At 67.2% G+C, this 23,520-nt stretch carries 20 protein-coding genes and 1 pseudogene; 13 read left to right on the forward strand and 8 right to left on the reverse strand.

Features of this window, described 5'->3' with window-relative positions:
- Window positions 1-58 precede the first annotated feature (58 nt).
- Entirely contained in the window at window positions 59-1,030 is a 972-nt protein-coding gene (locus tag HTUR_RS15155) for an ROK family protein (RefSeq protein ID WP_012944195.1), read from the reverse strand.
- 147 nt (window positions 1,031-1,177) lie between these two features.
- Here HTUR_RS15155 and HTUR_RS15160 point away from each other — a divergent pair, with 147 nt between their 5' ends.
- Window positions 1,178-1,636 carry a hypothetical protein gene (locus HTUR_RS15160; RefSeq protein ID WP_012944196.1) on the forward strand — a complete coding sequence of 153 codons (459 nt, stop codon included), beginning with the start codon at window positions 1,178-1,180 and terminating at the stop codon, window positions 1,634-1,636.
- A gap of 177 nt (window positions 1,637-1,813) precedes the next feature.
- Here HTUR_RS15160 and HTUR_RS15165 read toward each other — a convergent pair whose 3' ends face one another.
- Window positions 1,814-2,278 (reverse strand): universal stress protein, encoded by a 465-nt coding sequence (locus HTUR_RS15165; protein ID WP_012944197.1) that lies wholly within the window; start codon window positions 2,276-2,278, stop codon window positions 1,814-1,816.
- 102 nt (window positions 2,279-2,380) lie between these two features.
- On the opposite strand from HTUR_RS15165, the pseudogene HTUR_RS15170 reads away from it, so the two are divergent.
- From HTUR_RS15170 to HTUR_RS15190, 5 genes and pseudogenes are all read left to right on the forward strand, one after another.
- A pseudogene (locus HTUR_RS15170) lies at window positions 2,381-3,120 on the forward strand (SDR family NAD(P)-dependent oxidoreductase).
- Between the two features lie 536 nt (window positions 3,121-3,656).
- On the forward strand, window positions 3,657-4,118 hold the full coding sequence (locus HTUR_RS15175; protein ID WP_012944199.1) for an MOSC domain-containing protein: 462 nt from the start codon (window positions 3,657-3,659) through the stop codon (window positions 4,116-4,118).
- An 88-nt stretch (window positions 4,119-4,206) separates the two neighbouring features.
- Window positions 4,207-5,004, forward strand: coding sequence for a YqcI/YcgG family protein (locus HTUR_RS15180; RefSeq protein WP_012944200.1), 798 nt, complete (start codon window positions 4,207-4,209; stop codon window positions 5,002-5,004).
- Window positions 5,001-5,639: a cysteine hydrolase family protein gene (locus HTUR_RS15185; RefSeq protein WP_012944201.1), complete on the forward strand. Its 639-nt coding sequence runs from the start codon at window positions 5,001-5,003 to the stop codon at window positions 5,637-5,639. The genes HTUR_RS15180 and HTUR_RS15185 overlap by 4 nt, the downstream gene beginning before the upstream one ends.
- Window positions 5,640-5,705: 66 nt before the next feature.
- Window positions 5,706-6,173, forward strand: a complete 468-nt coding sequence (locus tag HTUR_RS15190) for a phosphopantetheine adenylyltransferase (RefSeq protein ID WP_012944202.1) — start codon at window positions 5,706-5,708, stop codon at window positions 6,171-6,173.
- Between the two features lie 43 nt (window positions 6,174-6,216).
- On the opposite strand, the gene HTUR_RS15195 is transcribed toward HTUR_RS15190, so the two are convergent.
- The gene (locus tag HTUR_RS15195) at window positions 6,217-7,014 is read right to left on the reverse strand and encodes a ZIP family metal transporter (RefSeq protein ID WP_012944203.1); all 798 of its coding nucleotides are present in this window, start codon (window positions 7,012-7,014) and stop codon (window positions 6,217-6,219) included.
- Window positions 7,015-7,227: 213 nt separating this feature from the next.
- On the opposite strand from HTUR_RS15195, the gene HTUR_RS15200 reads away from it, so the two are divergent.
- The 3 genes from HTUR_RS15200 (at window position 7,228) to HTUR_RS15210 (ending at window position 14,750) form a co-directional block, all read left to right on the forward strand.
- Window positions 7,228-10,557: an MMPL family transporter gene (locus HTUR_RS15200; protein WP_012944204.1), complete on the forward strand. Its 3,330-nt coding sequence runs from the start codon at window positions 7,228-7,230 to the stop codon at window positions 10,555-10,557.
- 59 nt (window positions 10,558-10,616) lie between these two features.
- Window positions 10,617-12,599: a hypothetical protein gene (locus tag HTUR_RS15205; protein ID WP_012944205.1), complete on the forward strand. Its 1,983-nt coding sequence runs from the start codon at window positions 10,617-10,619 to the stop codon at window positions 12,597-12,599.
- Between the two features lie 267 nt (window positions 12,600-12,866).
- The gene (locus HTUR_RS15210) at window positions 12,867-14,750 is read left to right on the forward strand and encodes a PGF-CTERM sorting domain-containing protein (RefSeq protein ID WP_012944206.1); all 1,884 of its coding nucleotides are present in this window, start codon (window positions 12,867-12,869) and stop codon (window positions 14,748-14,750) included.
- Between the two features lie 116 nt (window positions 14,751-14,866).
- Here HTUR_RS15210 and HTUR_RS15215 read toward each other — a convergent pair whose 3' ends face one another.
- Both HTUR_RS15215 and HTUR_RS15220 read right to left on the reverse strand, forming a co-directional pair.
- A complete protein-coding gene (locus tag HTUR_RS15215) occupies window positions 14,867-16,108 on the reverse strand; it encodes a digeranylgeranylglycerophospholipid reductase (RefSeq protein WP_012944207.1) in 1,242 nt (413 codons plus the stop codon).
- A gap of 168 nt (window positions 16,109-16,276) precedes the next feature.
- On the reverse strand, window positions 16,277-16,693 hold the full coding sequence (locus HTUR_RS15220; protein ID WP_012944208.1) for a universal stress protein: 417 nt from the start codon (window positions 16,691-16,693) through the stop codon (window positions 16,277-16,279).
- A 346-nt stretch (window positions 16,694-17,039) separates the two neighbouring features.
- Here HTUR_RS15220 and nrfD point away from each other — a divergent pair, with 346 nt between their 5' ends.
- Window positions 17,040-18,386: an NrfD/PsrC family molybdoenzyme membrane anchor subunit gene (nrfD, locus tag HTUR_RS15225; RefSeq protein ID WP_012944209.1), complete on the forward strand. Its 1,347-nt coding sequence runs from the start codon at window positions 17,040-17,042 to the stop codon at window positions 18,384-18,386.
- A 152-nt stretch (window positions 18,387-18,538) separates the two neighbouring features.
- Here nrfD and HTUR_RS27475 read toward each other — a convergent pair whose 3' ends face one another.
- Window positions 18,539-18,688: a DUF7557 family protein gene (locus HTUR_RS27475; protein WP_008893999.1), complete on the reverse strand. Its 150-nt coding sequence runs from the start codon at window positions 18,686-18,688 to the stop codon at window positions 18,539-18,541.
- A 179-nt stretch (window positions 18,689-18,867) separates the two neighbouring features.
- Here HTUR_RS27475 and HTUR_RS15230 point away from each other — a divergent pair, with 179 nt between their 5' ends.
- A complete protein-coding gene (locus HTUR_RS15230; RefSeq protein ID WP_012944210.1) occupies window positions 18,868-19,107 on the forward strand; it encodes a hypothetical protein in 240 nt (79 codons plus the stop codon).
- Window positions 19,108-19,140: 33 nt separating this feature from the next.
- Here HTUR_RS15230 and HTUR_RS15235 read toward each other — a convergent pair whose 3' ends face one another.
- Window positions 19,141-19,917 (reverse strand): hypothetical protein, encoded by a 777-nt coding sequence (locus HTUR_RS15235; protein ID WP_012944211.1) that lies wholly within the window; start codon window positions 19,915-19,917, stop codon window positions 19,141-19,143.
- Between the two features lie 225 nt (window positions 19,918-20,142).
- The gene (gene nirK, locus HTUR_RS15240) at window positions 20,143-21,201 is read right to left on the reverse strand and encodes a copper-containing nitrite reductase (RefSeq protein ID WP_012944212.1); all 1,059 of its coding nucleotides are present in this window, start codon (window positions 21,199-21,201) and stop codon (window positions 20,143-20,145) included.
- A 243-nt stretch (window positions 21,202-21,444) separates the two neighbouring features.
- On the opposite strand from nirK, the gene HTUR_RS15245 reads away from it, so the two are divergent.
- Window positions 21,445-22,569 carry an aminotransferase class V-fold PLP-dependent enzyme gene (locus tag HTUR_RS15245; RefSeq protein WP_012944213.1) on the forward strand — a complete coding sequence of 375 codons (1,125 nt, stop codon included), beginning with the start codon at window positions 21,445-21,447 and terminating at the stop codon, window positions 22,567-22,569.
- Between the two features lie 79 nt (window positions 22,570-22,648).
- Window positions 22,649-23,491 (forward strand): universal stress protein, encoded by an 843-nt coding sequence (locus HTUR_RS15250; protein WP_012944214.1) that lies wholly within the window; start codon window positions 22,649-22,651, stop codon window positions 23,489-23,491.
- Window positions 23,492-23,520 lie beyond the last annotated feature (29 nt).

The following is a 23,520-nucleotide window of genomic DNA, read 5'->3' on the forward strand; positions in this document are numbered from 1 at the left end:
CGGCGGCGAGATCGTTTCGGAGTCCGACTCGAGCCGCCGTCGGTTCGGAGTCCGACCGTCAGAGCTGCTTGCGGTCGCCCGTGCCGCCGGTCAGCGCGCTGGCGAGGGCGCCCTCGAGGACGACGTCGTCGCCCAGATCGGTGACCGTGATCTCGGGGACGTTGGTCATCACCATCTCGGAGACGCGCTCGCGGATGGGGTCGACGACCAGTTCCTCGTTGTGGAGGGCGACGGCGCCGCCGAAGGAGACGACGATCGGGGCGAAGGAGTGGATCACGTTCGTCACACCGACCGCGTTCCAGTGGGCGAGTTGCTCGATGGTGTAGTCGGCCAGTTCGTCCTCGCCGGCCAGTTCGAAGACGTCCTTGGCCGTGAAATCGGGGCCCTCGAGGGGGAGATCGGTCGAGATGGTCGGATCGTCCTCGGCGAGCAGCCGGGCGAAGTCGGGGATCGCGTTGCCCGAACAGTAGGCCTCCCAGTGGCCCTCGCGGCCGCAGCCACAGGTCAGCCGACCCTGCGGATCGACGACGCAGTGGCCGACCTCGCCGGCGTTGCCGTCCCAGCCGCTCATGATCTCGCCGTCACAGCAGACGCCGGCGCCGACCCCCGAGGAGATCGTGATGTAAACCATGTCGTCGGGGTTGCGGTCGGCGTGGAACCGCTCGCCGATGACGCCCGCGTTGGTGTCGTTGTGGAGGTACACCTCGTCGCTGTCGATCAGTTTCGATATCGGTCCCGTTAGCGGGATGCGATCGATCGAGTCCGGCAGGTTCGCCGGATCGATGACCGCCCCTTCCGCGAGGTCGAACGGGCCGATTGAGCCGATCCCCGCCGCGACGATTTCCGTGGGTGCGATACCGGCGTCGCCACACGCTTCGCGAAGCGTCCGCAAAACGCCTTCCGTGACGTCGATCCCCGTCGGGCCACGCGGTGTGGATCGTCGGCTCACACCGATCGTCGTCCCGTCGTCCTCGGCGACGACGGCACGGACGTTCGTCGCACCGAGATCGACGCCCGCATAGTAGTCCATGCTATCCTAGGGACGACCGCGCCCGTACTTAACTACTCAGATTATACTCGCCAACGAGTATCGTTTCCAACGAATTACGGTCCGCCTCGCACCGGGGCCGCGATCGTCAGGGACAGTTGTATGCTATATGATGACGTACACCTAGGTATGGCCACGGAGGAGACAGCCAGCGATAGCGAGACCGAGTCCGCCCCCGATACGGCCGACAGCGAGTCCGAACCAGCTCCCGACCCGGCCGACACCGAACGGAGCGCGGTCCACGAGGTCGAACTCGCCCTCGAGTGGTTCCAGCGCGCCCAGGGCCAGTTGCTCGCGTTCCACCACGCGACGGGCCACGGAATGGACCACCTCCGGGAGGCCGAACGGCTCCTCAGGGAGGCCGGGCGCGACGACCTCGCCGACGACGTCCGCGACGAGCTGTTGCCCCACGGCGTCGTCGACGACGACCGCTGGTCCTACGACGTCGTCGAGAACTACCAGCGAACGCTGCTGGCCGAAGCGCGCAGACTCGAGGGACGGGTCCGGCGTGAACTGACCGACGGCCGGCGACACGTGACGGAGCGCCTGCAGGAACGAGCGTGGAAGGAACGGGCCGACGACACGTGACGGAGCGCCTGCAGGAACGAGCGGGCCGACGAGCGGTAGGCCCGTCCATCGCCCGCGTCAAACGCGCGTGATCGCAGTAATTCGATACCGGCAACCCAGAACCCGGCGGGCCAGTACCGATCGGTCCGGTACCCGCAGCTAGCCGTCGACGAGCGAGCCGACGGTGACGGCGACTACTTACCCGCCGTGGTCGTCGTTCCGGACGAAGGTGACGGGACACGGCGCCGACAGCATGACCTCCTGGGCCGTCGATCCGAACACCGCCTTCCCGGTCGGCGACCGACGACGGCCTCCGACGACGACGCGGTCGGCGTCGGTGCTGGTCGCGAGATCGACGATCGCCGGGCCGTGTTCGCCGACCGCACCTCTGATCTCGTAGTCGACCCCGTGCTCGTCGAGGATCTTCTGTAGGTCGCGAATCGTCGAGTGACGGCGAGCGACGTCAGCGGGGTCGATCTCCGTCTGGTCTTGATCGAACTCGAGTCGGGAGAGGACGTCGTCGTACTCGCTTTTCGTGAAGACGTGGGCAAGTACGACGGTCGCGTCGGCTGGTTTGGCGACTTCGACGACCGTCTCGGCCAGTTCCTCGGTTCGTTCGGCGTCTCCCGGTCCGACGGCGAGTAGCACTGTTTCTAGCGTCATACTGACCTCTCTCTCGGGGAGCACCGTAAATCCACTTCTGACGCGTCGACCGCGAGCCCCCGTTCCGGACGTTTTTTCCACGCCGTCGTCGACTGGGGCGACATGGACGGACCAGATCTCTCGGACCGGAGGTACTCGTGACGGGCAGCGCACGCGGCGTCGGTCGCGAACTCCTGCTTTCGACCGCCGACTGCGGCGCGAAGACGGCCGTCCACTACCACACGAGCGCCGACGCGGCTCGGGAGGTCGCTGACGACGCGCTCGAGCGCGGCGCCCCCGACGCGATGACCGTTCAGGGCGACGTCACCGACCCCGAGAGCGTCAAGGGGCTCTTCGCCGCCGTCGAGTCGGAGCTCGGGAGCGTCGACGTCCTCGTCAACAACGTCGGTGACTTCGCGCCCGCCCACTGGGCCGACATCGAGTTCGAGACCTGGAACCGCGTGCTCGAGACCAACCTCAACGGGACCTACCTCTGCTCGAAACGCGCGCTGCCGGCGATGTGCGAGGGCGACTACGGTCGGATCGTCAACGTCGGCTACGCCTCGAGCGAGAAGGGCCTCGTGAGCCCGAAGAACTTCCCGTACTTCGTCGCGAAGGCTGGCGTCTTGATGTTCACCCGGATGCTCGCGGCGGACACCCAGGACGACCCCGTCACCGTCAACGCGATCTCGCCGTACGTCGTCGAGAACTCCGACGAGTTCCCCGACGAGCTCCCGCAGAATCGGCCCGCGAGCTTCGAGGATCTGATCGCGCCGCTGTACTTCTTCCTCGACCCGGACAGCGAGTACGTCAGCGGGGAGAATCTCGAGGTCGACGGCGGCTGGCTTCCCGAAACCGTCTGAGTACCGCTTCGCGCTCGACCATCCGCGGCATCCGCGGTGCGGTGGCGCGCGCTGTCCGGGTCCGAGCACCTGCGAGGACCTCGACGAAACTGCGCGAGGGATGAGCGAGTAGTGCGGGACCGAAGGTCCCGCATATCATGCGAACGGGCGCTTCGCGCCCGTGAGCAGATGAAGCGAGCGAATCGGCTGGGGAGGATGAGGGTATCCCCGTTGCCACGAAGTGAACTGCGTCGCTGAATCGGCCAGCGATAGACGTGCGAACGGAACGACGCTTCGATCGAGTCGACGAGCGAGCGGAGTGATTTGCTATCGTGGCAACAGGGAATCGCCACGCCCTCCCCAGCCGATTCGCTCACTCGCGTCGCTCGTTCGCTCATCCCTCGCGCGAATTCGGTGGTCGACATCGCTATTGCTCGGCCGACCCACAGCGCGCGCCACCGCACGAACTCGAGTGTCCGTCCCGGGAATACGTCGAGTCGAGCACGGGAGCGGCCGAATCACAATCGTTTACCACTCCCCCCGACGTCTACCGCAACATGACGGGTCGAGTCCGGGCGATTCACGTCGCGCCCGCACAGGGGAAGCCGATGGAGCGCGTCGAGGAGGCCACCGCGGTCGCGGGACGGGGCCTCGAGGGCGACCGCTACTTCGACACCGAGGGCACGTTCGCCGACCGTGACGGCAGCGATATCACCTTCATCGAGCGGGAGGCCCTCGAGGCGGTCGAACGGGACTACGACATCGCCCTCGAACCAGGCATGCACCGCCGGAACGTCACCACCGAGGGCGTCGCGCTGAACCACCTCGATGGAGAGCGGTTCCGCGTCGGCGACGTCGTCTGCGAGGGGACAGAGCGCTGTGAACCGTGTTCCTATCTCGAGCGTCACCTCGAGGCGCAGGGCGTCCGCGAGGCGCTGGTCCATCGTGGCGGCCTCCGAGCCCGGATCCTCGAGGACGGCGCCCTCACGGCAGGGGACGGGATAGAACGAATCAACTAGTCCACTGTTATAAGGACCACAGATGTTCGGCTAATGATCGTTTTCCGAAAACAGAAGCTACATTTCCCCGGGATACGAGGCACAACTAATGAACGAACCGGGTATCCAGTCGCTGATGGATCAGGAGACCCTCGACCGGCGCGTTCGTGCGGGCGAGACGCCGGAGTGGGTCACCGACCACTGGGAAACGTTCCAGAACGGATTGCTCGGCGAACGAAACGGCTCGCCGTTCCCGTGCTTCTTCGGTGCGGAGTCGGTCCAGCAGGGCGAGCCGCTCTACACCGCGGTCCCCTCGATGAACGACGCCGACGCGCTGTTGACGCTGCGCGATCGAATCCTCGAGTACCTCGAAATCTACCGCGACCACTCCGAGCGCGCCTCGCTGGTCACGTTCTTCGAGCCCCCCGCGGAGCCCCTCTCGGAACGGGAGTACCACGACGCGCTCTGGCACGTCTTACAGACGCTGCACTGTCACGATCCCGAGCCCTGGCCCGAAGACATCCCCACGGATCCCAACGATCCCTACTGGGAGTTCTGTCTGGGTGGTGAGCCGATGTTCCCGACCTGTCGCGCGCCGTTCTACGACGACCGGAAGAGCCGCTACTGTCCGATCGGCCTCGAGATCACGTTCCAGCCGCGGTCGCTGTTCGAGGATCTGGGCGTCACGGCCGACACCGAGGCCGGTCAGCATGCCCGCGAGATCATCCAGGGACGACTCGAGGCGTACGACGGCGTCTGTCCCCACGCCGATCTGGGCGATTGGGGCGTCGACGGCGACCGGGAGTGGCCCCAGTACATGCTCTCGGCCGACGAGGACCAGGCGCCCGCGGAGTGTCCGATCACGATCACGCGAGAACACCCGAAACCGGCGGCTCGACTCCCATGACCGACGCCCGAGCCGACGCCGATGCTGACGATACCGCCGACGCCGACGACGGACCGACCAACCGAACCGCTCCGGCGCTCGAGAGCGACCGCCTCGAGAACGCCGCGCTGGTCACGATCGACCTCCAAACGGGCTTCGACGACCCGTCGTGGGGCAAGCGAAACAACCCCGACGCCGAAGCGAACGCGGCGCGCCTGCTCGAGCGCTGGCGCGAGACCGGCCGACCGGTGGTCCACGTCCGCCACGACTCGACGGAACCCGACTCCCCGCTCCGGAGCGACGAGCCCGGATTCGCGTTCAAACCGGAGACGGCGCCGCTGGCCGACGAACCGACGATGGTCAAGTCGGTCAACAGCGCGTTCATCGGCACCGATCTCGAGGACTGGCTCCGGGAGCGCGCCATCGAGACGCTCGTCGCCGTCGGACTCACGACGGATCACTGCGTCTCGACGACGACGCGGATGGCCGAGAATCTCGGGTTCGATCCGATCGTCGTCGCCGACGCGACCGCGACCTTCGAGCGGTCCCTCGGTGACGACCGCTTCGACGCCGAGACGGTCCATCGGACCGCGCTGGCCCACCTCGAGGGGGAGTTCGCGACGGTGGCGACGATCGAGGAACTGCTCGAGGGGTGACTCGTGCCGGCAGCCGACGGTCGTCGGCTGGCACAGTTTATGACCCTCCCCGTACTCGGCTGACACATGCGAGTGGCAGTCGCCGGCACGTTCGGCCCGCTCCACGACGGCCATCGAACCCTGTTCGAGCACGCTCTCCGATTCGGCGAAGACGACGTCGTCGTCGCCCTAACGAGCGACGATCTGGCGGTCGAGACGCGCCACGAACCCCGGCCGATCCCGTCGTTCGACGAGCGCGTAGCGGCGGTGACCGACGCCATCGCCGAGATCGACGCGTGGGACCGCGAGGTCGAATTCCGGGAACTGACGAGCGAGTACGACATCGCTGAAGACGACCCCTCGATCGACGCGCTGGTCGTCTCCCCGGAAACGGCGCCCGAGCTCGAGGCGATCAACGATCGACGCCGGGATCGAGACCTCGAGCCCATCTCGGGGATCGTCGCCCCCTACGTCCTCGCCGACGACGGCGAGCGAATCTCCTCGACGCGGATCGTGAAGGGGGAGATCGACGAGCACGGAAAGCTCATCGAGTGAGCGTCGGTTCGCAGATCAGGTCCCGATTCGGCTCGAACGGCTGTCAGACGAACGTGAGCGGCACCATGACGAGCGCACCGACGACGAGTCCGGCGGCCAGTTCCGGCTTGCCGCCCCGCGGGAGCTCCCGACCGATGTCGAGCGCCTCGGGGACGAACTCCGTGAGCACGAGGTAGATCATCGCGCCGGCCGCGAAGCCGAAGCCGTAGGGGAGGAACTCCCGGGCGTAGCGGACGAATCCGAACGCCAGCACCGCCCCAATCGGCTGGGGGAGACTCGAGAAGACGGCCCACCAGACGAGCTTCCAGTTCGCGACGCCCATCGCCGACAGCGGGATCGAGATCGCCGTCCCCTCGGGGACGTTGTGGATCGAGATCGCGATGGTCATGAAGATCGCCAGCAGCGGGACTGTGAACCCGAGGAACTGGGTGCCGCCTTCGAGGCCGAGATCGGCGAAGGAGACGCCGATCGCGACGCCTTCGGGAAAGCTGTGGACGGTCAGCACGCCGAGGATGAGCACGAGCTTCTTGAAATCTGCCTCCTCGTACTCACGGGGGTCGATATCGACGTCCAGCAACACGTCGTGGGCGACGATCACGAGCGCGACGCCGGCGGCCATCCCGATCGCGATCTCCAGTGGCGTCCCCTCGGCAAGCCCCTCTTCGACGAGCCCGAAGGTCGACGCCGAGAGCATGATCCCCGAGGCGAGCCCCCAGAGAACGACGTTCCGGCGGTCGCTGATTGAGTCGAACAGGAGGAAGGGGACGGCGCCGAGCCCGGTCGCCAGCGCCGTCACGAGGCCGGCGACGAACACCAGCACGAGGTTCTCGAACAGCGCCATCTACACCGAAAATCGGAGAGCGGCCGGAAAGAGCCAGCGGTCGATCGGCTTCGTGACGGCGAACCGGCGGTCGATCGGTACTCGGCCGGCGGTCGCCCGCCTTCGAGACGCCGCGCTCGAGTGTCACGATAACTATATTACGGAGAGCTGATAACACCTCCCCGATCACGAGATGGGATCGGCCAGCGAGCGGGTCGTTCCGGGAGGCCGGAGATGAGCGGCCCCCGTCGCATCGCGACGTGGCTCACCGACCACGCCGCGGTCGTCCTCGTCGCGGCGCTGCTGGTCACGGTCGTTCTCGGGGCCGGACTGCCCCACCTCGAGGGGGAGTCCTCGCTTGGGCAGTTCGAGAGCGACTCGCCGGAGCGCCAGGCCCAGCGGGCGGCCGCGGAGCGATTTTCGTCCGGACAAGCGGAGAATCAGACGACCGTCCAACTCGCCGTTCGCGGTGCGGAAGACGACGTCCTCTCGAGGCAATCGTTGCGTTCGACCCTCGAACTCCAGCGAGCGATCCGCGAGGACGAGCGGATCGAACCGACGCTCGCCGACGAGTCGCCGACGGTCGGCCTCGAGAACGTCGTGGCGACGTCGCTCGTCCACCGTGACGAGATCGCGGCCATGGAGGCCCGCGCCGAGGAACTGGAACGACGCGAGCGGCGGCTCAACGCGACCGCCGAGGAGCTACGGACGGCACTCGAGGACGTCCGCGACCGCCAGCGGGCGTACGACGAGTTGAACGACTCTCACGAGGCGGGGGAAGTCGGCGAAGGAGAGTACCGGAATCGGTCCGACGAACTGGACGCGGAGATCGAGTCGATCGTCGCGGAGGCCGCCGCCGATCTCGACGCGAACGAAACCGCGGCGTTCGAGCGCGCGGCCGGGACCGTCAGAGCGACCCAGCGCACGCTGCACGCGACCGACCGCGACGAGTTCGACAGCGACGCCGTCTACCGGCGCGCCCGGAACCGCCTCGAGGACGACCTATCGGCGGCCTACACGGACGGGACGGTCGGCGTCCTGAGCGACGAGTACGAGCGGCTCCGCGCCGACGCCGCTGACCTCCGCGCCGAGCGGCGGGCGCTCGAAGAGTCGGGCCAGCCGCCGCTGGACGAGCAGCTCGCGGCCCTCGAGGCGGCCAACGCGTCTACCTACGAGGCGACGCTCGAGCGGCTCCTCGAGGAGCGGGAGGGGCCGTTCAGCGACCTCGCCCTCGAGTTCCTGCCGGCCGATTACGAGCCGGGCGACGATGCGGGGCCGCCGGAGACGCGACTGATCGTCGTCACGCAGGACCGCGATCCCGACGCGTCCGGGAACGGACCGGACGCCGTCGACGAGCGACACGTCGAGAGCCAGCGGGCGATCGCGTCGCTGGCAGACGACCACGCCGCGGGAGCCGATCACGAGTACGCGATCTTCGGGTTCGGACTGTTCTCCGAGGAGATCGAGCGGTCGCTGACCGAGAGCCTGACCATCGTCGCCCCCATCGCGGTGGCGTTCGTCGTCCTGACGTTGGCGGTCGCGTACCGCGATCCCCTGGATATCGCCCTCGGCGTCCTCGGGATTCTGGCGGTACTGGTCTGGACGTTCGGCTTCGCGGGGTGGGCCGGAATCGCGATCAATCAGGTGCTGGTCGCCGTCCCCGTGTTGCTGATCGGGCTGTCGATCGACTACGCCGTCCACGTGATCATGCGCCACCGGGAGCACCGCGAACGGGCTTCGGCGGGTGACGACGCCGTCGCGAGTGCGTCCGAGACCGACGCATCCGACGTCCGCGGCTCGATGACTACAGCGCTGGCGGGCGTCGGGATCGCGCTCGCGTGGGCGACCGTGACGACCGCGGTCGGCTTCCTCTCGAATCTCGTGAGTCCGATCGCGCCGATCCGGGAGTTCGGACTGGTCAGCACCGTCGGCATCCTCGCCGCGTTCGCGATCTTTGGGGCCGTCGTCCCGGCGGCGAAGGTCGAGATCGACGCGCGGTTGGAGCGACGCGGTATCGACCGCCGCCGGAGAGCGTTCGGGACGGGAGCTCGCCTCGGTTCGATCCTGTCGCTCGGGGCTCGAGCGGCCCGCACCGCGCCGCTCGCGGTGGTGGCCTGCGCGCTCGTGCTCACTGTCGCGAGCGCCTACGGCGCGACGACCGTCGATACGACCCTCGAGCAGGACGACTTCCTCGTCGAAGAGCCCCCCGAGTGGACCGACGACCTCCCCGATCGGATCGCGCCCGGCGAGTACCGGGCCAATCGGGACCGGACGTACCTCGAGCGGCACTTCCAGGGCGGGTCGGCTCGGACGCAGGTCCTCGTCGAAGGCGACGTGACCCGTCCCGAGACCCTCCGGCGGCTCGCGGCGGCGCAAAACGAGACCGGCGAGATGGAGACGGTCGCGACCGACTCGAGCGACGGTTCGGCGGTCGAGAGCCCGCTGACGGTGATGGAGACGGTCGCCGCAGAGAACGAGTCGTTTAACGCTAGCTTCCAGGTGGCCGATCGAGACGGCGACGGGATTCCCGACCGGAACGTCGGCCGCCTATACGATCGACTCTTCGAGATCGCACCCGACGAAGCCGCGACCGTCATCGCTCGCCCGGAAGGGAGCGACGGCGCCGCCGGATCGCGATCGGCGATCGACGAGTCGTCGGCCGGCGGCGAGTACGACTCCGTTCGGCTGCTCGTCGACGTCCGCAGGGACGCTCCCGGCGAGCGCGTGACGCGGGAGACCCGCGCGCTCGCCGCCACGCTCGAGTCGGAGAGTGCCGGAGACGGGACCGGAACCGGAACCGCTACCACCCGGACCGTCGGGTCGACCGCGACCGTGACGGCGACCGCGACCGGCAACCCGGTCGTCACCCACGTCCTCGAGCGGGCGGTCCTGACCGCGATGCTCGAGAGCCTGGCGATCACGCTGGCGGTGGTCGCGGCGATCCTCGCCGTCGCGTACCGCCTGACGGGCGTCGGAGCCGCGTTCGGCGCGGTGACCGTGCTCCCGGTCTGTCTGACGGTCCCCTGGACGCTCGGAACCATGGCGGTACTGGGAATCCCGCTGAACGCGCTGACGGGGACGGTGGCCAGTCTGACCATCGGGATGGGCGTCGCCTACTGTCTCCACGTCGGGTCCCGGTACCGGATGGAACTCCGGCGCGGGGCCTCGACCGACGACGCGCTGGCGGCGACCGTTCGCGGAACCGGCGGCGCCCTGCTCGGCAGCGCGGCGACGACGATCGGCGGCGTCGCGACGCTGGCGCTCGCGATCGTTCCGATCCTCCGCCAGTTTGGGGCGATCACCGCCCTGCTGATCGCGTACGCGTTCGCGGCGAGCGTGTTCGTGCTTCCGTCGCTGCTCGTGCTCTGGACGCGTGCAGTCGGCCCGGAGTCCGCCTCGGGCGCTTCTGGTGACGAAACGTCGCTCGAGACCGGTTCCACGGGGGACGCGATCGAGACGTCGGCCGATACCGGGACAGCCGCTGACGCGCCCAGCGAGAGCGAAGCGACGGCCGACGCCGTGGCTGGCGACTCGAGCGACGACGCGCCCGTCAAAACGTCCTGACGCGAGAAATATAACGCGATGGAACTATTTTTTGTACGAACGTGCGTACGGGGAGCGTAATGACCGATCGCGAGTACGCGAGCGTCATCGTCGTCGCGCTGCTGATGGTCGCCAGCGGGGGCGTGACGTACGCCGGCGGCCAGCCGGCCGCGGTCGGCTCCGAGTATGACACCGCCGAGCCGGTAGTCGACGAGCTACTCACCCGGTTCGACGCCGGCGGCGAGGCCGACGCCGTGTACGTCGACGGCTCCGGCGACGCCGTCTTCTATTACGAGAATGACCACGCCGTCACCGCCGCGGTTCCGATCGAGGGCGAACTCGGCGCCGACGCCGGAACCGGGCTCGTCCGCGCGCTCTACGCCGGCGACCTCGAGCGGATAACGGTTCAGGATCGGGCAGCGACCGGGAATGCGACGATGGAGGCGACGCCCGAGTCGGTCACCAGTTCCGGCACCCTCGCGGTCGACGAACGGGACGTCGAGTCGTACTCGGTCGACGGGCAGCGGACGCAGACCGCCGAGACCTCGTCGAGAAGTCTGACCCTCGAGACCACCCTCGCGAACGAGACGCGGCTCTACGAGTCGGTCGAAACGGAGGGCACGCTCGAGACCACGGCGACGACCGTCTCCGCGTCGGGGTCGGTCCGAACGAGGGTTTCGGACGACCGCAACGGAACCGACGGCCCGATCGCGCTCGACGAGCGGCGGAATCTCACCGTCACCGAAACGAACGGAACCGTCCGTCTCGAGGCGTCGGAACGCCGAACGGTCGGGACGTGGGAACGCGACCGCTGGGAGACCGAGGCCGACGCGCGACGGAGCCTCGAGAACCGGTACGATCGGCTCGCGATCGGGCTGGGCGGCGAGGCCTCGCTCTCGCTCGAGTCCTACGCGTTCGACAACGCCAGCGATCGGGAGACGGTGGAAGTGGCGTACACCGTCGCCTTCACCGACGTCAAGGACGGGCTGGCCGACCGGGTGGTCCGAGAGTTCCAGACGACCGCGGATCTCGAGCTCGACGAACACGAATCGCGGGTGCTCTCCGATCGGCTCGCAGCCGCGTCGATCGAGGAGGTCTCCGTCGACGGCGTCCAGCGGGGCCTCGAAACCGATCTCGAGTGGACCGCCGAGCTCCGGGGCACCGACGGACTGGTGCTCGGCCTCGCCGAAATCGCCGGCTCGAACGATCGTCTGGCCGACGCGTGGGCCGACCGGTACGACGCGGTTCGGGCCGACCTCGAGGCCCAACGCGGGGCGGGTCTCGTCCGGCGGACCGAGTGGAACGCGTCGATCGATCACGACCGCGCCGCGGGCCAGACGACCGTCGATATCGCCGCCGAATCGAACGCCGAGAACTGGCGGCGCTACGTCGCGGAGCGCGAGGATCGCGGCCTCGGCCCGGTTCCTGAGACGACGGCGACGCTGACCGGAACGCAGAGCGAGGCCGGCCTCGAGACGCGGTACGAGTACGAGACGGATCGCGGCGGCGTCGGAACGGCGTCGTTCGAACAGCTCCTTCGGCTTGCGGACGACGATCTGGGGTCGACGATCGATGTCGCGGTCGCACCGCTCACTGACGCGTCCTTCGAGGTCGCACGCATCGATGCGACAGTCGACGACGGCACCGTCGAACTCGAGTCCGCGGCGGCGTTCGACGGCGCGCCGTCCCTCGAGGGAGCGTCGGGAGAAACGAGTGCGGCGATCCACGCCGTGACCGAGGGCGAACGGACGGAGATCTACGTGACGAGTCCGTCGGCCTTCGGCGGCGACGCGAGCACCGACGAGGTCCGCGCCCACGCCCGCGTCGGACCGGCGACCGACGTGTACGGCCCCGGCGAGTGGGACCGCGAGTTCCCGTCGGTCGACGCCGACGCCGCTCGGTCGTTTCTCGAGGTCGACGACGACTCCGAGAACCGCGACGGCGCTGGCTCGTCGGGGACGATGCTGCTCGGTGGAGTCGTCCTCGCGGCGCTCGTCGCGGGCGGGCTGTGCTGGATCTCGCGGCGACGCCGTCTCGATTCCGACCACGATCGAACGACGTGAGCCGTGATCCGGACCGGTCCTCGCGGCTCCGGGCGACCGACCTGCGCCGCGATCGATGCGCTCAGTCGCTCGTGTGGAACTGCTACAAACCTGTCCATTCTCCCGTCTCCCGTGGACAACTGAGACGCCGACGAGAGACCAACCGCTGTCGGAAATAACTGTAGCTCGATCCGTTAGGGAAATTTATAAATCACTGTTGGGACAAATACTATATTAATGTCAGGAAACAGTCCGCATCGAGCAACGAGACGAGTGCTGCCGATCGTGATGGCAGTCGTGATGATTACGTCGGTGTTCGCCGGCGGCGTGTTGGCGGCCGAATCGCCCGACGAGTCGGAGATCGCCGACGAGGCGTACGTGACCGGCGAGGGCGATGCCGTCCTCGTCTACGAGGAGAACGTCACAGAGAGCGGAACGGGCGAGTTCGGTGTCGACGTCTCCGAGGGGATCGTCTACGCGCTGCTAACCGACGACCTCGAGGAAGACGTCTCCGCGGCGTTCGACCTGTGGGCCGATCCCGGTAGCGTCAACAGTTCGACCGCGCTCACCGCGGATCGCCCCGACGAGGTCGACGACTTCTCGATGGACGTCTCGGGTGCCTACACCGACGAGGAAGCCTCGTTCGAAGCCGACACCCAGCTGACGGTCAACGCCAGCGAGGAACCGATGGCGATGTACTTCGACGAGGCGATGACGTCGGGATCGATCGAATCGAGCGTGGACCACCTCGCGACGAGCGGCGAGTACGCCTTCGGGACGAACCTCCCGCAGAATTCGCCGACGGAAGCGGTCGACCTCAGCGTCTCCGGAACGGACGGGAACTATTCCCTCGAGATCCGCCAGAAGCAGGCGCTCTCGGGGACGGAAGTCGATCAGTGGGAGAACAAGAAAGCCGCCAAAAAGACCCTCGAGGAGCGGTTCGGCATAGTCGCCGCCGATCTCGGCGGCGAAGCGACGGTGACGATCGACGAATACGCGCTCGAGGAGGAGCGCGATCAGCAGGTCCTCGATATCGCGTACTCGGTCGAATACCAGGACCTCGACGCGTTCGCGCCGATCGTCGCGGCCGAAATCGCCGACGATCCGGAGGTCGACCTCACGCAGGACGAGGCCGAAGCGTTCCTCGACGGCGTCTTCGGCGTCGAGATGAACACGATCGAACTGAGTCACAGCCAGAGCGACACGGCGGTCGAGGGCGAGTGGCACGCCGACGTCAGCAACCTGACCCCGCTCGCAGAGAGCGCGGTCGACCTCTTCGAGAGCGTCGACGACGAGGAGTTCCAGGAACTCGGCGTCACCGAGGATCTCCGAGCGCAGTTCGAGGCCCGGTCGGAAGCGGACCTCGTTCGGACCACCGAGTGGGAAGCCGAACTCACGTCGAACGACGGCGATGAGACGGTGACGCTGACGGCCTCGATGAGCGCCGACAGCGAGAACTGGGACGCGTACGTCGACGAACTCGAGGAACGCGAAATCGAGCGACAGGCCAATCTCACCTTCGAGGGGCACGGCGAAACGGTCGACGACGAGATCGAGTTCGAACTGGCGATCGACGTCAGCCAGGACGACCTGTTCGACACCGGACTCGCGGCGCTGACCCAGCAACTCGAGAACGACTCGGCGGTCGGTGAGGACGATCTCGAACTCTGGCAGGCCCTCGAGGACGCCGACCTCCAGGTATCGGGTCTCGACGTCGACGCGAGCGACGGTACGACGACGGTGACTGCGGGCGCGAAGTTCGATAACTTCTCCGCGTTCGAGGAGATCATCGAGGACGAGTTCCACGGCGTCTCCGTGAGCCACATTTACGCCGAAGCGGACGACGAGACCGAGACCCGGTACCTCTACGCCGACGGCCTCGTCGACGCCGATCCGTCCGAGGACGACGTCAGGGAGACCGCGCTCGTCGACAGCGAGACGGAGATTCACCTCGACGCGTCGCTCGAGGAACATCCCCGACTCGACGTGGCGGAGGCAGGCGAGTTCCTCGGGGTCGAAACCGAGGGCGAGAACGAAACTGACGGAAACGAGACCGGCGGAAACGAGACCGATAGCGACGACGGGGAGGACGGCGACAGCATGCCGGGATTCGGCGTCACGGTCGCGCTCGCCGCCTTGCTCTCGATCGCACTGCTCCGGAGACGGAACTGAACGGCCGGCTCACCGAGATAACGGCGTTTCGACGCATCGATGGGCGGTCGACGGACGACGATCCGTCGCCAATTGAAAATCGAGTTCGTCTTTTTCCGGCGAGAACGGACGGAGCCCTACAGGAACTGATCGAGTTTGAGGTGCTGTTTCGCGAAGCGGGCGAGCAGCGGCGCGTCGTCGATATCGAACAGCTTCGCGAGGGCGAGAATATTTCCGTTGTTCGCCGCCGCGAGCGTCTCCTCGTCGAGGCGGTGGAGATCGGCCATGAACTGATCGTAGCGCTCGTTCGGCGCGAGGTAGAGCAGTTGGGTCATCAGCAGTCGCTTGCGCTGGTTGGGCGCGACGTCGCGGTGCCAGAGGGTGTCGTACACCTCGAGGTTCTCGGCGGTCGGCTCGAGGCCGTGTTTGAGACAGCTGTCGACGGCGACGGCCGCGACGCGACCGGACTGCATGCACTTGTTGATCCCCTCGCCCCACAGCGGGTCGACCGTCGGGACGGTGTCGCCGATGGCCATGAACCGGTCGGTGTGCATCCGTTCCGGCAGCTGGAGGTGGGCCGAGCCTCGGTGTTGTTTCCCCTCGAGGCGCTCGGCGTTCGCGAAGCGGGGGTCCGTCTCGAGCCAGTGCTCGAGGTAGTCGTCGACCGTGTGGCCGTCCTTGGCGTACCGACTGTGGTGCTCGTTCTGGAGGTAACAGAGTCCGACCTTGGCGGTGTCCTCGCCGGTGTGGAAGACCCACGAGTAGCCGCCGGGGGCGATCTCGTGGTCCAGTCGGAGCATCATCGCGTCGTTCAGGTCGGCGAACCCGGGCCGGTCGATGTCGATCCCCTCGAATTCATACTCGATGCCGATCGCGTGGTTCTCGCGTTTCAGGTCGACGACGTCGAGTTTCTTCGCTAGCGGTGCGGACGGTCCCGTCGCGTCGATCACGATATCGCCGTAGACCTCCTCGTCGCCGTTGTACCGAACGCCGACGATCTCGCCGTTCTCCATGATCGGAGCAGTGACGCGGGCGTCAAACAGGTACTCCGCACCGCCGTCGCGACCGTCCTCGACGAGGAAGCGCTTGAAGTCGGCGAACTCAAGCACCGCGCCGGGCTGTTCCTGCACGTAGTGGTCGGTCGGCGACTCGAGGACGACGCTGTCGGTGTACTGCATGACGACGTCGTCCGGGATCCCGAAGGAGGCCATCATCGACGGGAACGTTCCCGCTGTCGACTTGTTGCTCTGGCGCGGGAACTCGTCTTCCGACTCGGTCTCGAGGACCACGACGTCGTAGCCCCTGGCAACGAGGTCGCGTGCGCACTGTCCCCCGGCGGGACCGGCACCAGCGATGACCACATCGTAGCGGTTGTTCATACCGCCGAAACTATTTCGAAGCCACATTAGTTTATTCAGTTACGGTGGAGTGTCCGTCCCCAGACAACGAGTTTCGAAGGAGGGGGAAGGGACGTCCCAGAGCCGATGCAGGCGCCTTCCGGACCTCTCGAACGGAGATGACGCGCTCCCCCCTTCGGTCGCCGGCCGTCAGCGAACGATCGTCACCGGAACGGACGATCGGCGGGCGATCCGTTCCGCGACGCTCCCGAGCAAGACCCGCGAGATGCCCGACCGGCCGTGACTGCCGACGACGATCCGGTCGACCGCGCGATCGGTCGCGTACTCGAGGACGGCGGCCGCGGGCTGACCGGTCAGGAGTGCCGTCTCGATCTCGCAGTCCCGCTCGGCCGCTGCCTCCAGGGCCGTCTCGAACAGCGCGGTCGCCCGCTCCCGGCGCTGTTTGCGGATCCCGTCGGCGCCGATGTGTGCGGCCTCGCCGTAGCCGCTCTCGTTCGGATCGATGACGTGGACGACGACGATATCGTCGTCGGCGTGGTTCTCGAGCGCGTACTCGAGGGCCGCCCGACCGGGATCCGACTCGTCGAGAGCGACCAGAATCGTCATGGACGACGGTTCGGCCCGCAGCCACTTGGAGGTGCCACACCGTTCACAGCCACTGCAGCGACGTTCCGAACCCAGTCGGTCGTTGACGCCCCGATGGCGCTACCGAAACGTCCGAATACGGGCGACAACTCGTCGTTACTCGAGTCTCGGCGTTCACAGTCGGTCGCGGAGCAACGGCTTGCAGCGACTCGCGAACCCGCGACCGCGACTCGGCTCGTGGTGGGACGGGGGTTGAGCGGAACGACCGGTCGGGGACGAGAGTCCGTTTCGACTCGTTCGGTGGTGCTTGCAAAGCCAACGGATGCAATGACGGGAGTGGTACGCGTATGCTTGTGAAGGTCAACCAATGAGTACGAAAACGCCACGGAAGGCCGACATCTTGCGTCCGATACAGAACACGTCGACGAAGTACTTCGCGCTGGCCGCCGTCGCGGGATTGGCGTTTACCCTGTTCCTGCTCGGCTGGTTCTACCAGCTCTACGAGGGAATGGTCGTCACCGGCCTCGCGGACTGGGGGTCGGGCGGCGGCGTCACGTGGGGCGTCTACATCGGTGCGTTCATCTGGTGGGTCGGGATCGCACACGGCGGCATCATCCTCTCAGCCGCCGTCCGGCTGCTCGGGATGGAACGGTACATGCCGGTCGCTCGCCTGGCGGAGCTGCTGACGATCGCGGGACTCTCGGCGGCCGGCTTCTACATCATCGTCCACATGGGTCGGCCCGACCGGATGGTCACGAGCGTGCTGGGCCACTACCACATCACGGTCCACAACTCGCCGCTGGTGTGGGACGTGACCGTCATCACCGCCTACCTCGTGTTGACGGCGACCTACCTCTCGCTGACGCTTCGCTACGACGTCAGCCGGCTTCGCGATCAGTTGCCGGATCGGTTCGGTCCGATCTATCGGTTCATGACGATCGGCTACACCGAGAAGGAAGACGAGATCATCGAGCGAATGGTCTGGTGGCTCGCGCTGGCGATCATCATCATGGCCCCGCTCTTGCTCCACGGCGGCGTCATCCCGTGGCTGTTCGCGGTGATCCCGACGATGCCGGGCTGGTTCGGCGCCGTTCAGGGCCCGCAGTTCCTCACTATCGCCCTCACCTCGGCGATCAGCGGCGTTATCCTGCTGTCCTACGCCTTCCGCTGGGCCTACGACTGGGATCACATCATCACCGATGACATCTTCCGCGGCCTGCTGCTGTGGCTCGGCTTCTTCTGTCTGCTCTTCCTCTGGCTGCAGCTCCAGCAGCTCGTCACCGGCCTGTTCACGGCACCCGTGGACGTCACCCACGCGGCCGAGGGGCGGATTCACCAACCGCTGTACGTCCTCGCGATGGGGCTCGTCTTCACGGCGCTCGCGTTCATCTTCGCACAGACGATTCGCCCGGCGCTGTTCACCAAGAAGCGATCCGTCGCCGCCGGCCTCATGGTCCTCACCGGGACGCTGATCGAGAAGATTCTGTTCGTCGTCGAGGGATTCCTGCACCCGACGCTCGACATCTACGGCGCGGTGCCCGGCGAGTACTCCCCGAGTCTCATCGAAATCTCGTCGCTGACCGGCACGGTCGGGATGGTGACGCTGTTTTTCCTCACGGTGGCCAAACTGTTCCCGGTCGTCGAACTCCACGCGATCGAACACCTCCAGGAGAAACAGACGCCCCAGGAGGAACCGGTGACGCAAGACGACTAACGGTTCAGCCGTTATCTCCCAGTTTCGTCTACAGCCGCCTCCGTGAGCGATACCGTCCTAGCGGCGACGGGTCGGAGTCACGCCTCAACGATCGTTTCGCCGTCAGGTTCCGATCGAACGGGAAGGCCGGACACTCGAGGCCCACGCGGCCGTCACTCGGAGTAGCCTTCCTGCAGGAACGCGCCCTCGGTCTCGTAGATCGAGAGGAGCTCCTCGAGGAACTCCTCGTAGGACTCGCCCTCTTCGCAGTGGCTGTCGAGTCGTTCTTTCATGTCGTCGCTGAGTTCGATGGTGTGAGTCATAGCTGGACGGAAGCGGACGCTTCGACCGTACCGTCGTCGGCCGCCGTCAAATAGCTCGGGGGCGCGCTTGCAGCGAGACCGATCGCGTGACGGGCGACCGGTGCGGGCGACGGAGACGCCGTGTCGGGCTGGCACGGGACGGCCCCGGAGTTAACCCGGTCGTCGTGAAAGCACCGGGTATGACAGCAACACTGACTGACGACGAGGTCGGCAAGACGGTCGTCGACGCCGAAGGCAAGGAGCTCGGTATCGTCGCGAAAGTCGAGAACGGGCGCGCCTCCGTCGACCCGAACCCGTCGATCGCAGAGCAGCTCCTCGCCTCGCTGGGCGTCGAGGGCGAGGACGACGAGGACTACGTCGTCACCGAGGACATGCTCGACTCCGTCGGCGAGGAGATCGTGCTGCGCGGGAACCTCTGAGGCGGCGACGGCCGCCCGGAACGCCGTCTGCGGCTACTGCTCGAACGACTGTTCGCGCCACGTCGTCCAGTCGTACAGCCGCTCGAGTTCGCCGCCCTGCTGGCGGATGGCGACGGCGGTGTCGAACAGGAAGGCGGCGACCAGCGTCGTCCCGACGATCCAGATCGCGTCGGTCAGCGCCTCGTATCCCGACAGGAAGCCGGTCACGAGATCGACGGAGACGACGGCGGCGAGACAGAGAATCGCCGGCAGCAGGTGGCGCGTCAGCGCCGCGAGCGTCGTTCCCTCGTGGACGCGGACCGTCTGGACGGCGTAGAGCACGGCCCACGCCGAGGTGACGATCCAGCCGACGGCGATCACCGGGCGCGTCCAGTCGCTCTCGAGGAGGAAGGTCCCCCACCACGCGGCGACGAAGATCCCGATGACGGCGTAGTCGGCCCACGCGGGGACCAGTCGCGATCGCCCCTCGCCGGGCCGTTCGGCGTGGTACATCGCGCGGATCGCCAGCGCGAGAAAGAGGATGAAAAACAGCACCGCGCCCTCGGCGAACAGGGAGAGCGAGTCGGCCTCGAGCGCCACCGTCCCGATGTCGGTGACGGCGTACACGATCGCGGCGCCGATCGCGGCGAAGAGGTACCACTGCGCTTCGCGGACGTCGGCGACGAGGACGTCACGGACGAAGACGTACGTGTAGTACAGCAAAACGAGCGCGGCGACGCCGACCGCGAGGGAGGCGAACAGCTGCCCGATCGCGACCGTCGCTTCCGGATCGCTGGCGTCGAACGCGAGTAGCGGTGCCGAGACGAGCATTATCGGGCGAGTGTTGCTCGGCGACCATGTAAAAGCCCGCCCTCAGTTACCGTAGGTCGGGAACACGACGCGAGGGCGCTCGATCAGCGTCGCGGCGGTCGCCGAACCGGGTTGCACGCGGACGTCGGGGGCGATATGTGGGTACGGAGAAGGAAAAGTGGTCGCTCGAGGCGACCACGGACGGTCGATCGAGTCGATGCTGGTGAACCGCTGGGGCGATCCCGCTCACGGACTCTCGTCGTAGAGGTCGCGAGTGGGTTCGCCGTCGACGTGGATCGCGGCGAGAACGCCCTTGCGGGTCGCGCGGGTCAGCGCGTGGTCGACGAGCTTGACGGGGCCGGGGACGGGGAACTCCATCTCGCCGGCGGTCGTCGTCCCGGGGGCGACGGGCGCGGTCTCGATGTTGCGGTCGGGGTCGGTCAGGAGGTCGCCGTCGCGGTAGTAGCGGCTCCAGACGTTCCCGATGGGGTGGACGGCGCTGGTGAGGTTGGGGCCGCCGTTGGCGAAGTACACCCGCGCGGTCTCGCCCGTGTTGGCCTGCATGGCGTGGTCCTCGGTGAGGCCGTAGGCCTGGCCGTTGAAGACGACATAGGTGGGCTGTTCGGCGAGCATGGCGTCGAAGTCGAAGGCGTGGTGGCCCTCCTCGCCGACCTCGCCGTCGGTGTAGAGCTCGTGCTGGCCGAGGTAGTACTCGCGGTCGACCTCCGGAAGCCCCTCCTCGGGTTCGACGAGGATCGCGCCGAACATACCCGAGCTGATGTGGTAGTCCATGTTCGGGATCGCGCAGTGGTAGATGAACACCCCGGGGTAGTCGGCGGTGAAGCTGATCTCGGCGGGATCGTCGCCGGGGCTGACCGTCGTCGCCTCGGCGCCCCCACCCGGCCCGTAGACAGCGTGGAAGTCCATGTTGTGCTGGGCCATGTTGAGCTCCTCGGGCACGTCGAAGGTGAGGTTCACGCGGTCGCCCTCGCGAACTCGGATCATCGGCCCGGGCACCTGGCCTTCGAAGGTCATGTACTCGAAGGTGACCCCCGGCTCGATCTCGGCGACCAGCCGCTCGGTGCGGACGGTCACGTCGTGGACGCGGGGCTCGCACCAGTCGACCGGCGGGGGCACGTCCGTCGGGTCCCGGGCGATCCGGTCGACGTCGACAGCCTTCGCCGCCGACAGACCCTCCTCGTCGCCCGCCGGCTCCGTCTCGTTCGCCGCGCTGTCCGCCTGGGGCCGGTCGCCGCCGAGGCAGCCGGCCACCGCGATGGTGCCGGCCGCGCCCAGCGCCGCCATGAACTGCCGTCGGTTTGCTGCTGTCGTTGTCATTGGCCTTCTCCTCATCTCTACCTACGAGTGGACATACGGTCAATACCCGCGACAATTCTCGAGCGATAGTAATCTCGGCGGCGCTTCCCCTGATACACAGGGTGTTTAAATATACCCGAACATTGTTCGATTCACACAGTACGGTCGGCCCATCGTCGCGGCTCGAAACCGATCGCCAGAACGAACACGACGCCGACCGACGGACGGGGTATGGACCCCATCGAGTTGCGCGAGACGATGCCGGCCCTCGAGTCCGGCGCGTATTTCAACTGGGGTGCGGGCGGTCCGAGCCCGCGCCGCGTCGTCGAGGCGGCCGAATCGGCTCTCGAGTCCCACGAGTTCGAGGCCCCGACGAGCGAGGGGCAGTATCCCGCGGCGTTCGACGCCTACGACGAGGCGCGAGACGCGATCGCGGACCTGCTGGGCGTGGCGCCCGCCGAGATCGCGCTCACGGAGAGCACGACCGACGGGATCAACCGCGTCGCAGGCGCGCTCGACTGGGACGACGACATCGTCGTTCGAACCGACCTCGAGCACTCCGCGGGAATCCTGCCGTGGCAGCGCCTCGAGCGCGAGCGGGGGGTCGATGTGCGGGTTCTCGAGACCGAACGCGGACGATTGGACCTCGAGGACGTGACGGCGGCGGCCGAGGACGCGACGCTGTTCTGCGTGAGTTCGCTCACCTGGACCCACGGTACCCGACTGCCGGTGTCCGAAATCGTCGATATCGCCCACGACGCCGGCGCGCTGGTCCTCGTCGACGCCGTGCAGGCGCCCGGCCAGCGACCGGTCGACGTCCGCGAGTGGGGCGCCGACTTCGTCGCCGCCGCGGGCCACAAGTGGCTCGTCGGCCCCTTCGGCTCCGGCTTCCTGTACGTTCGCGAGGGGCTCGAGCGCGAGCACGACCTCGTTCCCGCCGCGATCGGCTATCGCAGCGTCGTCGACCCGAACGCCGCCGAGTACGAGTACGCGCCGGGAGCCGGACGGTTCGAAGTCGGCACGGCGAGCCCCGCGCCGCACGCGGGACTGGCGGAATCGATCCGGGCGCTCGAGGAGGTCGGTCTCGACGCGATCGAATCGCGGATCGAACGGCTCACCGATCGGCTCAAGGACGGCCTCTCGGACGAGCGACTGCTGAGTCCGCGCGGCTTCGAGTCCGGCCTCGTCACTATCGACGTCGAGGATCCCGAATCGACCGTCGAACGGCTTTCCGACGCCGGAATCGTCGTCAGGTCGCTGCCCGACCCCGACGCGATCCGGGCGTCGGTCCACGCGTTCAACACCCCTGAGGACGTCGATAAGTTGCTCGAGGCGCTCGAGGCGGCGGAACCGTGACCTCGACCGACGCGTCGACCGCACCCAGCCGCCGAGAACAGCGGTGTGGATGTAAGGTCCTCCGTGACGTCGATGGCGTATGTTCGAACGGATCCTCGTGCCGACGGACGGGAGTGGCCCGGCAAACGCAGCCCTCGAGTACGCCGGCGAGATCGCCGCCGAGGAGCAGGTGACCGTCCACGTCCTGCATGTCGTCGATCCGGACGAGGAGGACGACGCCGACGAATTGCTCGCCGAGAGCCGCGAGTGGGCCGGCGGTACCGACGCGACCGTTATCGACGAAAAGCGAACCGGCGAGCCGCGGAAGGCGATCCTCGAGTACGCCGCGAACAACGGAATCGACGCGATCGTGATGGGGACTCGCGGGCGCCGCGGCGTCGGCCGACTCCTGCTGGGCAGCGTGACCGAATCGGTCGTCCGCGACGCCACGGTCCCCGTTCTCGTCGTTCGGGGCGCGTCCGAGGTCAAACGCCGCTATCCGTTCGAGACGATCTTGGTTCCGACCGACGGCAGCGTCCACGCCGAGGTGGCCCTCGAACGCGCGTTGGCGATCGCGAGACACGACGACGCGACCGTGCACGTCCTCTCGGTGGTCGACGTGACGCCGGCGGCGATCGACGACCGAAATGATCTCCGCCTCGAGCGACTCGAGAACTACGCCCGCGATGTCGTCGATGACGCGATCGCAGCGGCCGAGAAGTCGTCCGTCGACACGGTGAGTACAGTGCAATACGGGTCGATCGACAAGCAAATTCGGACGTACGCGGACGAGATCGATGCCGACCTAATCGTGATGGGAACGCACGGGCGCAGCGGCCTCGATCGACTGCTGTTAGGCAGCGCGACGGAACGGGTGCTGCGGACGGCGAAGACCCCCGTACTGACGGTCCGTGCGTCGACCGACGACCGGGCAGCAGACTGACCCGAGATACCGAGGCGAACACGTCCGTC

The organism is Haloterrigena turkmenica DSM 5511 (genome assembly GCF_000025325.1).
Taxonomy (GTDB): domain Archaea; phylum Halobacteriota; class Halobacteria; order Halobacteriales; family Natrialbaceae; genus Haloterrigena; species Haloterrigena turkmenica.